The organism is Homoserinimonas aerilata (genome assembly GCF_006716125.1).
In the GTDB taxonomy this organism is placed as follows: Bacteria; Actinomycetota; Actinomycetes; order Actinomycetales; family Microbacteriaceae; genus Homoserinimonas; species Homoserinimonas aerilata.
The window spans coordinates 1,536,066-1,547,059 of record NZ_VFOM01000001.1; the positions used below are offsets into that span (position 1 = coordinate 1,536,066).

The 10,994-nt window shown below is 66.7% G+C and carries 10 protein-coding genes; 2 read left to right on the top strand and 8 right to left on the bottom strand.

Annotation, left to right across the window (positions count from 1 at the left end; translation table 11 throughout):
• Positions 1 to 26 precede the first annotated feature (26 nt).
• From FB562_RS07280 to FB562_RS07295, 4 genes are read right to left on the bottom strand one after another with little or no spacing between them, the layout of a single operon-like run.
• A complete protein-coding gene (locus FB562_RS07280) occupies positions 27 to 470 on the bottom strand; it encodes a hypothetical protein (RefSeq protein WP_185740471.1) in 444 nt (147 codons plus the stop codon).
• Complete coding sequence (dapB, locus tag FB562_RS07285; protein WP_141880498.1) at positions 467 to 1,219, bottom strand: 4-hydroxy-tetrahydrodipicolinate reductase; 753 nt, start codon at positions 1,217 to 1,219, stop codon at positions 467 to 469. The genes FB562_RS07280 and dapB overlap by 4 nt, the downstream gene beginning before the upstream one ends.
• Positions 1,220 to 1,253: 34 nt before the next feature.
• Positions 1,254 to 1,856 carry a histidine phosphatase family protein gene (locus FB562_RS07290; RefSeq protein WP_141880499.1) on the bottom strand — a complete coding sequence of 201 codons (603 nt, stop codon included), beginning with the start codon at positions 1,854 to 1,856 and terminating at the stop codon, positions 1,254 to 1,256.
• 51 nt (positions 1,857 to 1,907) lie between these two features.
• Entirely contained in the window at positions 1,908 to 3,251 is a 1,344-nt protein-coding gene (locus FB562_RS07295) for a M16 family metallopeptidase (protein ID WP_141880500.1), read from the bottom strand.
• Positions 3,252 to 3,636: 385 nt separating this feature from the next.
• On the opposite strand from FB562_RS07295, the gene FB562_RS07300 reads away from it, so the two are divergent.
• Entirely contained in the window at positions 3,637 to 4,269 is a 633-nt protein-coding gene (locus FB562_RS07300; protein ID WP_221625366.1) for a TetR/AcrR family transcriptional regulator, read from the top strand.
• Between the two features lie 8 nt (positions 4,270 to 4,277).
• On the opposite strand, the gene FB562_RS07305 is transcribed toward FB562_RS07300, so the two are convergent.
• A complete protein-coding gene (locus FB562_RS07305) occupies positions 4,278 to 5,435 on the bottom strand; it encodes an aldo/keto reductase (RefSeq protein ID WP_246081379.1) in 1,158 nt (385 codons plus the stop codon).
• Between the two features lie 171 nt (positions 5,436 to 5,606).
• Positions 5,607 to 6,527 carry an aldo/keto reductase gene (locus tag FB562_RS07310; protein WP_185740472.1) on the bottom strand — a complete coding sequence of 307 codons (921 nt, stop codon included), beginning with the start codon at positions 6,525 to 6,527 and terminating at the stop codon, positions 5,607 to 5,609.
• Between the two features lie 104 nt (positions 6,528 to 6,631).
• Between FB562_RS07310 and FB562_RS07315 the strand changes: the two genes are divergently transcribed.
• A complete protein-coding gene (locus FB562_RS07315; RefSeq protein ID WP_141880502.1) occupies positions 6,632 to 6,949 on the top strand; it encodes a hypothetical protein in 318 nt (105 codons plus the stop codon).
• Between the two features lie 69 nt (positions 6,950 to 7,018).
• Here FB562_RS07315 and FB562_RS07320 read toward each other — a convergent pair whose 3' ends face one another.
• Together FB562_RS07320 and FB562_RS07325 are read right to left on the bottom strand one after the other, a co-directional pair.
• On the bottom strand, positions 7,019 to 9,298 hold the full coding sequence (locus FB562_RS07320) for a polyribonucleotide nucleotidyltransferase (RefSeq protein WP_141880503.1): 2,280 nt from the start codon (positions 9,296 to 9,298) through the stop codon (positions 7,019 to 7,021).
• Between the two features lie 397 nt (positions 9,299 to 9,695).
• On the bottom strand, positions 9,696 to 10,859 hold the full coding sequence (locus tag FB562_RS07325; protein WP_141880504.1) for an alpha/beta hydrolase family protein: 1,164 nt from the start codon (positions 10,857 to 10,859) through the stop codon (positions 9,696 to 9,698).
• Positions 10,860 to 10,994 lie beyond the last annotated feature (135 nt).

Here is a 10,994-nt window from a genome sequence, read left to right on the forward strand (position 1 = left end):
GCCCCAGAGGGAGACGCGGCCGCAGCTCAGCGCGCGGCACGCTCCAACGCGATCGCCCGACGCACCGACTGCCTGGCCCTGCGACGGTCGCCGCTCGCGTCATAGGCCAGACCCAGTCTCAGCCAGGCCTGCCAGCTCTCAGGCGACGCCTCCACCTCGGCACGGTATCTGGGGAACTCAGCCTCCGCAGCATCACGTTCGGGGCGGCCGCTCGTGAGCAGTGGAACAGGCTCAGACGGCAGGGCGCCCTCCCCCTCGAGACGACCAAGCAGTCGCTCGCTGCGCATCCCGAACATGATCTCGACGACAAGGCCCCACACGCCCACCACAGGAAGAACCGCGAGCGCGACCCCCATCGTCACCGCGACGGCATCGCCACTGAGCAGCAAGCCGACCGCGAGCTGTGCAACCGCAAAGATATAGAGCAGCAGAAGCACCGCCATCACGGCGACGCCCAGCTTCTTGGTCACGCGCCAGCCCCAGAACCCGACTCGAGATCGAGGAGACTGTCGAGCCCGACCGTCACCCCGCGGGCGTCAACAACAGCACGCAGGGCGATGCGGATGCCCTTCTCATAGGCGGTGTTCGAGAGCGTGTCATGCGTGAAGCTGAGAACCTCGCCATCGCCCCCCATGATGACCTCCTGCCGGGCCACGATCCCCTGCAGACGGATGCTGTGCACAGGAATACTCCCGACCTGCTGCCCGCGGGCCCTCTGATCGGCGTGCGGCGCCGCAACCGGCCCGAGCTCCGCGCGCGCCGCAGCCATCAACTCGGCCGTGCGCACCGCCGTGCCCGACGGCGAATCGATCTTCGCGGCATGATGCGCCTCAACGATCTCGATCGAATCGAAGAAACGGGCGGCCATCGTCGCGAAACGCGTGGCAAGCACAGAGCCGAGCGAGAAGTTCGGGACGATGATCACGCCAAGCTCCGGCAGAGTCGCCAGACGGTGCTCGAGCGCGGTGATCCGATCCGCCGACCAGCCCGAAGTGCCCACGAGCACGCTCAAGCCGTTGTCGAGAGCGAAATCGACAACCGACTGGCTCACGCCCGGCCTCGTCACATCGACCGCGACATCCGCCCCCAGCATGTCGCTCAGCGGCGACGCCGAACCCAAGCGGGCGACCACCTCGAACCCGGGCTCAGATTCGATCAGCTGGGAGATCAGGCGGCCCATCGAACCGCTCGCGCCGACGAGGGCGACCTTCGTAGTCATAGAGCAAATCTAGCAACGTGCCGGCGGTTCGCCATCAGTAGGGCTGGTCCACCGGCATGCCGGTGCGCAGCTCGGGCGGCAGATGCCCGAGATCGTTGTGGGCGACCAGTTCGGGCGACTTCACCGAGCGCACCCGGATGATCGTCAGGCCGCAGTTCGCCTGGTTGATGCCCACCCACCGCCACGACGGGGCGCCGAAGACCTCACGCACGAACCAGCCGATGACGAAGTTGTGCGTGATCAGCAGGCTGTGCCGATCTTCGCGCGACGGGGTCATCCACTCGGCCACCGCATCCGTCATCTGCGCCTGGCCCGCCTCGATCTGTGCCTCCGTCACCGAACCGAAGAACGGCTCGAACGCGTGCGGCATATCGGAGCCCGGGCCGGAGGGGACACAGTCGAAGAGAAGCGCGGATGGCTCCGACACGACGCCCGTCATGCGCTCCGTGATCGTCGTCGCCGTGTCGGCCGCACGCTGCAGCGGCGAATGCCAGGCACCCGTGAACGGCACACCGCTCAGCCGGTCGGCGATGGCGTGGGCCTGGCGCTTACCCCTGGCCGAGAGCGGCCCGTCGGGCAGACCGTGCTCTGCGTTCTGCTGCTCGCCGTGGCGAACAAGGTAGATGAAGTGGGACATCGTCGTCCTATTTCCCCTCGGGTGGTGATGGTGCGTCGGCCATGCGCCGCTCTAGCTGGAGAGCAGCGGGGCGAAAGTCTCTTCCTCCACAGTACCCACAGCAGCGATCGAGAGCGGGCGCGTGACCAGCTCGGCCGCCAACTCGGCGACCTGATCGAGCGTGACCGCAGAGATCCTGCGCAGCGCCTCGTCGAGATCGACGAACTCGCCGAGCGTGATCTCCGACCGGCCGAGCCGCGACATGCGGGTGTCGGAATCTTCGAGAGCGAGAGCGGATGCTCCGCCCAGCTGCCCGACAGCCCGCGCCAGCTCGGTCTCGCTGATTCCATCGGCGGCAAGCCTGCGGAACTCGCCCAGCATCAGCTCGGCCACCTGACCGGCCTTCGCGGGCGAGCATCCGGCATACAGCCCGACGACCCCCGAATCGGAGAAACTCGGAGTGAACGAGTAGACGGAGTAGGCGAGCCCGCGCTTCTCGCGCACCTCCTGGAACAGGCGCGACGACATGCCACCGCCGAGAACAGAGTTCAGCACCGAGAGCGTCGCCCTGCGGGGATCACGCGAGGCGATACCGGGCACGCCGATCAGGATGTTGGCCTGCTCGATCGGACGCTGCACCAGCACAAGCGGAGAACCCTGCGAGGGCGCGACGAGCGAGGGCGTGCGACGGGGAACAGGGGCAGCCTCGACGCCGAGATCCCAGCCAGCGCCACGCAGGCTGCCCTCGACGACCGCGAGCAGCTCATCGTGGTCGACGGCACCGGCCGCCGTCACGACGAGATCATTGGCCCTGTAGTTGGCACGATAGTGCTCCCAGACGGCCTCACGCGAGACGGCCGAGATGGATTCGACCGTGCCACCGATGGGGCGACCGAGCGGGTGCTCCCCCATGACGGCCTCGAAGAATCGCTCGCTGGCAACATCGGCGGGGTCATCATCCGCCATCGCCAGCTCCTCGAGGATGACGCCGCGCTCAGTCTCGAACTCATCAGTGTCGAGAAGGGAGGACGTGAACATGTCGGCGAGCACCTCGACAGCCATGGGCAGGTCGCGATCCTGCACCTTGGCGTAATAGCAGGTGTACTCCTTGGCCGTCGCTGCGTTGTGCTCGCCGCCGACGGCGTCGAAGCTCACGGCGATGTCGAGGGCGCTGCGGCTCGCGGTGCCCTTGAAGAGGAGGTGCTCGAGGAAATGCGTCGACCCGTAGGTGACGGGCTGCTCATCGCGGGAACCGACCGCGACCCAGAAGCCGATCGTGGCGCTGCGTGCGCCGGGAACCCGCTCACTGAGGATCCGGACGCCGCTGGGAAGCACACTGCGTCGAACCAGGGACTCCCCGGATGCCTCGAATCGCTGTTCGCCTGCGTCAAGGGGAAGATCTACTGCGCCATTCATCGTCACGAGCCTAGGCCACCCCACTGACGTGCGGCGCCGAGCCTCGACACCGCCACCATCGACGCCCGCTCACGACAAATTGAAACGTACCCCTGAATTGTCGAAATGTACCCCGACATGCGGACAAACAGAGCTGTCTGTACTTGATTTGATTGATAGTGTGGAAACCATCGCCGGGGAGCCCGAACCTCCGGCGTCACCATCGCCCGAAGATGGGCCGGCCCGCAAGGTCGGCGCACAGAAGGCCATCGACGCGAACCCGAATCGCGGCCCTGGTCGGCGGAGACCCGAATCCGCAGCACTAAGATCCACAATCAGGAATGAAGACAACGCAGCGCCCTGGGAACCCCCGCGTCCCGGTCGCCACGTCTGAGGGAGTCACGCTGTGTCGGAAGAAGTACTCGGTACCACTGCGCAGCGTGCTCCCGCCATTCCCGCCTCCCCCGAACGGCCAAAACTCGCATCCGGCCCCGGCGCCAAGGCGCGCATCCTCAGCACCGCGACGCGCCTGTTCTACTACGAGGGCATCCGCGCCGTCGGCATCGACCGGCTGATCAGCGAGGCCAGCGTCACCAAGGCCACCTTCTACAAGCACTACGGCTCGAAGGACACGCTGATCCTCGCGTACGTCGCGCACGTGCACGACGAGACCCAGGCGATCCTCGAAGAGCTGGTCAACGACTCCACGAGCGCCTCCGACGCCCTCCGGCGCCTCATCGCCCGCATCCAACACGAGACCCAGGCACCCGACTTCAGAGGCTGCGCCTTCAACAACGCCGCCGTCGAATTCGCCGACAGCAGGCATCCGGTGCGCGAGGTCGTGCGCGATCACCGCGACTGGTTCAGCGAGCTGCTCGCCTCCCTGTTCCGTGCCGCAGAGCATCCGATGCCCGGCGACGCAGCCGACGAGTTCATGCTCCTGCGCGACGGCGCCATGACCGGCGCCTACGTGGGCGACAGCATCGCCGCAGGCTCAGCCCTCAGCCGCTTCGCGGATCGGATTCTCGGCGACCGCTGACGCCCCGGCTACAGATCAGAAGCGCGCTCCAAGTCGAGCGCCTGATGGCGACTCAACTGCACCCTCGCGGCCGCCACCAACTCATAGACCTGCTCAGCCGAGTTCGCGCTCACGACAGGGGCGACCACGCCGGGGCGAGTGAGCAGCCAGGCGATCGCGATCGTCGCGACACTGGCACCCTGCTCCTCCGCCACCCGATCAAGCGCCGACAGGACGCGCAGATTCCGCTTCGTCAGATGACCCGCCGTCTCCTTGCGCCGCGCCCGGCCGCCCAGGTCTGCGCGCGTGCGGTACTTACCGGCCAGGAATCCGCCGGCAAGACCGAAGCGCGGAAGAAAGCCGAGCCCCTGCTGCGCCACCACACGAGCCAGATCCGGCTCATAGCCCGTTCGCTCGATCAGGTTGTACCGGCTCTGCACCGCGATCAGCGGGGCGACGCCGAGCTGCGCCGCAATGACCCTCGCCTCGACGAGCCGGTTAGCCGAATGATCGGAGACGCCGAAATAGCGCACCTTGCCCGCCCGGATGAGTTCATCGACCGCCAGCAGCGTCTCGTCGAACGGCACGGCCTCATCATCGATGTGGAGCGAGAGCAGGTCGATGTACTCGGTGCCCAACCGCCGCAATGACGCCTCCACCGCCGAGGTCACGGCAGGGCCCGTCACCCCCGGAAACTCGGCGCCCTTGCCGACCTTCGTGCCTATGACCATGCGTGACCGCGCGCCCCTGTCGCGCATCCACTCGCCGATGATCTCCTCGCTCCGACCGTCGGAATAGCTGTCGGCCGTGTCGATGAGGTTGCCGCCGTGATCGGCGAAGACATCGAGCACCTCGCGGGAGGCCGCAGCATCGGCCGACAGACCGAACACATTGCCGCCGATCGCGAGTGGGAACACGGTGAGATCGGATGCCCCCAAGCGCCTGCCCCAGAACTCAAGGGTCTTGGGCGCATGCGACAGCAGAAGTGCGGTGCGCGGGATGACAGGGAACGGCACGGTCGCCGCAGGCTCAGCCGGGCGCTCAGAGAGCGTGACCGGTGCGGTGCCGACGGGCTCGATCTTCTCCACGAACTCTGCGACCTCGGGCTCTGCAACCTCGGCCACCACGCCCGGCAGTACTGTGGCCTCCGTCGGCGCGGACCCTGCATATGACTTCGTATCGACCACGAGCACCCTGCCTTACCTCTCTGGCAGCTTCGGGGTAACGATGCTGCGTATGAGTCGGTCGGCTTCGGGTGCCATCACGCCTGCCCCGAGGATACGTCACGACCGCCCCTTACGACGACATTTGGGCACGATTGTTACCAAGTGGCGCATCAGCGCCGAGCAGCCGAACAGCTACTCGGATGCCTTGTCGAGCATCGCGACCTGCTGCCGGGTCAGGGAGAGACCCCGCGCATCGAACGCCCCGAGCAGCTCGTCGACGCTCCGCGGAACCACGACAGCGGCCGTGACGCCCGGCCTCGAGATCGTCCAGGCGACGGCGACGCAGGCCAGACTCGTGCCGTGCTCCGCGGCGACACCCTCCATCGCAGCGAGCACGCGAGAGCCCCTGCGCCCGACGTGGGCGACCGCCTCCTCCGCACCCGGGGCATCCACCGACGCGCTCCTGTCGCGAAAGTCGCCCGTCAGAAAACCGTGCGCCAACGGGAACTGCGCGAACACGCCCGCCCCCAACTCAGCAGCCAAGGGGGCCAGATCACGCTCGAAGACGCTGCGCTGCATCAGCGAGTACTGCTGCACGATGGCACTCACACTCGGATACACCGCCTCCTCCGCGCGGGCGTCGATCGCCCGGATGCGGGCGACGCTGTGCCCCGTGACCGCCACATGCCTGACCTTTCCCGAACGGCGCAGCATGTCGAGCGCCTCGAGCGTGTCATCGATGGGAACATCCGGGGCATCGCCGCCGCCGTCAAGAGTGAGGAAGTCGATGTAGTCGGTTCCGAGTCTGCGCAGCGAGCCCTCCGCCGCGCGAACCACCTCACGCGAACCGAGCCCCAAAGCATCCGGATGCCTGCCGATCGTCGTCGAGACGACAGCCTTCGAACGGTCGGCCAGCGTGGCCAGCCAAGAGCCGATCATCACCTCGCTGCGGCCGCCCGCATAGTGATCGGCCGTGCAGACGAGGTTGCCCCCCGCATCGGCGAAGCTGTCGAGCGCACGGCTCGTCGCGCTCGCGCCCGACGTCCAGCCGAACACTCCCCCGTCGATACCGACGGGAGCCACCATGACCCCGGTATCGCCCACCTGCCGCATGCAGAAAGCATACGGGCGGATGCGCATCCGCCCGTCATCCGAGGCATGCGATTCCGACGGTGGCGTTTCGGTGCGCAACGTGGCAGCGTGGAGAGCAGGAAGTGATGACAATGTCAGACCCACAGAAGGTCACCCAGCAGCGCAACCTCACCACCGCATCCGGGGCCACCTGGCTGCTCACCTCAGGCGTGACCGCCCTCATCTGTCTGGTGATGCTCTGGTTCATGCGCGAACTCGAACCCATCGGCGCGGCCACGACCGGCTTCGTGACGATAATCGTGCTGTATCTGGCGATGATCGCGGTGCGCTACGGCATCGCCAACACCCGGGTGAGGCTCTGGATGCTGGCCGTGCTGGCGATCGCGATCGCGGGAACCTTCATCACCGTCGCCTCGATCATCATCCTCGGCTACGAGAGCTGAAGCACCCCGAAACGATGATCGGCCCCGCCCCCTTGCAGGGACGGAGCCGATCGTGGTGATGCGTGGAGCCTAGCCTTCTGCCGGAGCCTCCGCCGAGGTGGCGGTCGCGCCGGAACCATCGGTGTCGGCAGCCTCAGCCTCGTCCTGGACGGGCTCGAGCGAGAGCTTGCCACGGTCGTCGATCTTGGTGATCTGCACCTGGATCTTCTGACCGATGGAGAGCACATCCTCGACGTTCTCGACCCGCTGGCCGCCGGCGAGCTTGCGCACCTCGGAGATGTGCAGCAGGCCGTCACGGCCGGGCATGAGCGACACGAAGGCGCCGAAGGTGGCGATCTTCACGACGGTGCCCAGGAAGCGCTCGCCGACCTCAGGGTTGAGGGGGTTCGCGATGGCGTTGACCGCCATGCGGGCAGCCTCAGCCGACGGTCCGTCGACCGCGCCGATGTACACGGTGCCGTCGTCCTCGATGGAGATGTCGGCGCCCGTGTCGTCCTGGATCTGGTTGATCGTCTTGCCCTTCGGGCCGATCAGCTCACCGATCTTGTCGACCGGGATCTGGACCGAGATCACGCGGGGCGCGGTCGGAGCCATCTCATCGGGCGCGTCGATCGCCGAGTTCAGGACGGCGAGGATGGCCGTGCGGGCCTCCTTCGCCTGCTTGAGCGCGCCATCGAGAACCGACGACGGGATGCCGTCGAGCTTCGTGTCGAGCTGGATCGCGGTGATGAAATCGCTCGTTCCCGCAACCTTGAAGTCCATGTCACCGAGAGCATCCTCAGCACCCAGGATGTCGGTGAGGGCCGCGTAGCGCGTCTCCCCATCGATCTCATCCGAGACGAGGCCCATCGCGATGCCCGCGACCGGCGCGCGCAGCGGCACACCGGCGTTCAGCAGCGACAGGGTCGAGGCGCAGACAGAACCCATCGACGTCGAACCGTTGGAGCCGAGAGCCTCGGACACCTGGCGGATCGCGTAGGGGAACTCCTCGCGGCTCGGCAGCACCGGCACGAGGGCGCGCTCGGCGAGGAAGCCGTGCCCGATCTCGCGACGCTTCGGCGAACCGACACGACCGGTCTCACCGGTCGAGTAGGGCGGGAAGTTGTAGTGGTGCAGGTAGCGCTTCTTGGTGACCGGGCTCAGCGAGTCGATCTGCTGCTCCATCTTGAGCATGTTCAGCGTGGTGATGCCCATGATCTGGGTCTCGCCGCGCTGGAAGATGGCGGAACCGTGAACGCGCGGGATGACCTGAACCTCGGCGTCGAGCGGGCGGATGTCCGCCAGCCCACGGCCGTCCATGCGGACGCCCTCGGTGAGGATGCGATCGCGGACGATCTTCTTGGTCACCGACTTGTAGGCACCCGAGACCTCGCCGTTGGCGGAGTCGGGCAGTTCGCCGGCCTCGACCTTCGCGGCGATCGCTTCCTTGACACGGGCCTTGAGCGCGTCATCCGCGTCCTGGCGCTCCGTCTTGGCGGCGATCTGGTAGATCGAGGCGAGCTCGGAGGAGGCGAGCTCCTTGACCGCGGCGAACGTCTCGTCGGAGTATGCCGCGAAGACGGGGAACACGATCGGAGCCTTGGGCGCCTGCGCGGCAAGCTCCGCCTGCGCCTTCACGAGCTGCTTGAGGAACGGCTTCGCCGCCTCGAGACCCTGAGCGACAACGGCCTCGTCGGGCTTGGTGCCGCCGGCCTTGATCAGCTCCCAGGAACCCTCGGTGGCCTCGGCCTCGACCATCATGATGGCGATGTCCTCGTTGCCGTCCTTGTCGGTGACGAGGCGGCCTGCGACGGTCAGGTCGAACACTGCATCGGCAAGCTGCTCGACGTTCGGGAACGCAACCCACTGGTCGCCGATCAGGGCGAGGCGGATGCCACCGATCGGGCCGCTGAACGGAAGACCCGAGATCTGCGTCGACGCGGATGCCGCGTTGATGGCGAGAGCGTCGTAGAACTCGCCGGGGGCGATGCTCAGCACGGTGATGACGATCTGGACCTCGTTGCGGAGGCCGTCGACGAACGACGGACGCAGCGGCCGGTCGATGAGGCGGCAGACGAGGATCGCCTCGGTCGAGGGGCGGCCCTCACGGCGGAAGAACGAGCCGGGGATCTTGCCCGCGGCGTACGAACGCTCTTCGACGTCGACGGTGAGCGGGAAGAAGTCGAATCCTTCACGCGGGTGCTTGCCGGCGCTGGTCGCGCTCAGAAGCATGGTCTCCTCGTCGAGGTATGCGGCGACCGCACCCTGCGACTGCTGCGCGAGGCGGCCCGTCTCGAAACGGACCGTGCGCTTGCCGAACTTGCCGTTGTCGAGAACGGCTTCGGCGAACTTGATTTCTGGACCCTCCATTAAGGGTATCTCCTTTGTTTTACGTCGCCCCCGTGTGGGCGCGACTGCATACATCGGAGCAGGAGCGGGCAGTCAGGGGCGCGCGCGATCTGCGCGGGCGCCGTGCTCTGGCCAACAGTAGAAAATCACCGTACTGGACGGGAACTCACCACCGGTGACCAGCATCGTGCCAGCCTGCTCCGTTTGTGCTTCGGCCACGACGCATCCTGTCGGACGCCCTGCAGCCGCAACAATCCTACCAGCGACCACCTGAACGGGCCAGTGGCGCGCTGGTGAACGGCAGATGGCGGCCCGGGCAACCCGCTCGATGCGACGGCTGTGGTTCGTCGCGACGGCTGCGGAACATTCTGCAGCCGTCGCGACGAACCACAGCCGTCGGGTCGAGCCTGCGATCGAGCTACTCGGCGAAGGTCTCCTGCACCCAGTCGGCGATGAAACCCGCGACGGGCAACATGTTGTCGATGGAGATGTGCTCCGTGCCGCCCTCTGGGTCGTCGAAGATGCGCAGCTGCCGCTTCGGGCTGTTCACGGCCTCGTCGTAGCTCTGCTGCGCGTACTTCACGTTGATCTGACGGTCGTTCGCACCGTGCGTCACGAGGAACGGCACCGTGATCTTCTCCACCACGCCGGCCAGCGTCACCCTGTCGGCGATCTCCAGGAACTGCTCCTGATCATCCGCCCCCCACACCCACTGCACGTGATCCCAGTAGTGCGGCACCGGGTTCTCACCCTCACGCTTGACCCGGCCGTGCTGCACCTCCGCCCAGTTGTGGTTCGCCCCCCAGGCGACGACCAGCTTGAGGCGCTTCTCGAACGCTGCGGCGCGAGGCGCGTAGTACCCGCCCAGCGACCACCCGACGATGCCGATGCGATCCGGGTCGATGGTGAGGACATCCGCAGCCTGCGCCTCAAGGAAGTCGACACATGCCGCAGCCCAGACCTCCGTGTCGAAGCGGGCCTTCAGGCCGCGAAGACGCAGGGCCTCACCCGAGCCCGGGGTGTCGACCATGAGGGTCGAGATGCCGCGACGCGCGAGTTCCTGCGGGAACTGCGAGTAGTACATCATCTCCTTGGTCGAATCGAGGCCGTTCCACTGGATGACGACGGGCGTCGGGCGACCGTCGAGGCTCTCCGCCTGGTAGAAGTAACCGGGCAGCGCGCCCTCCTCGTACGGGATCTCCACCGGGGTGAACGGCACGCCCGCGAGCTCGACATGCTTCAGCAGCAGGTCGATCGACTTCTGGTACGCAGCGTTGCGACCCTCCCATTTGGGCGACTGAAGCCGCTCCGACTGCGAGGTGTAGAGGCTCGCACGGTAGAACTTATCGGCAGCCGTGATGCGGCGCCCCGCACCTTCGGCCTCGGCAGCCTCGGATGCCAGCCTGTCGGCCACGGCAGCCCAGGATGCGTAGAGCAGGTCTGTGCCCGCATCGTCACCGTTCTTCGAGGCCTCGAGCACCGGCCTGCAGGCTCGGTCGATCTCATCGATGAGTCCGCCGTTGTTGAGGGAGGCGACGACCGCCATGCTCCACACGTAGTTGGTCGGGAAGTACATGTACATAGGAGGAACTCCAGTATCTCTCTGTGCGCTTTCGGCGCCGAAGGCCACCACCACGCTATGGGCAGACCGACGGCTCGGGAACGTGAATTCCCTGATGCGAGCGATCGTCGGCGGCAATACCTCGGCACCGCGTGG

What these genes read in the sequence shown, in the direction of transcription:
- FB562_RS07310 (WP_185740472.1), bottom strand. Translation starts at nt 6,527, where the DNA reads ATGCGGCAGGTGGGCGATACCGGGGTCATGGTGGCTCCCGTCGGTATC.
- FB562_RS07320 (WP_141880503.1), bottom strand. Translation starts at nt 9,298, where the DNA reads ATGGAGGGTCCAGAAATCAAGTTCGCCGAAGCCGTTCTCGACAACGGC.
- dapB (WP_141880498.1), bottom strand. Translation starts at nt 1,219, where the DNA reads ATGACTACGAAGGTCGCCCTCGTCGGCGCGAGCGGTTCGATGGGCCGC.
- FB562_RS07290 (WP_141880499.1), bottom strand. Translation starts at nt 1,856, where the DNA reads ATGTCCCACTTCATCTACCTTGTTCGCCACGGCGAGCAGCAGAACGCA.
- FB562_RS07295 (WP_141880500.1), bottom strand. Translation starts at nt 3,251, where the DNA reads ATGAATGGCGCAGTAGATCTTCCCCTTGACGCAGGCGAACAGCGATTC.
- FB562_RS07325 (WP_141880504.1), bottom strand. Translation starts at nt 10,859, where the DNA reads ATGTACATGTACTTCCCGACCAACTACGTGTGGAGCATGGCGGTCGTC.
- FB562_RS07315 (WP_141880502.1), top strand. Translation starts at nt 6,632, where the DNA reads ATGACAATGTCAGACCCACAGAAGGTCACCCAGCAGCGCAACCTCACC.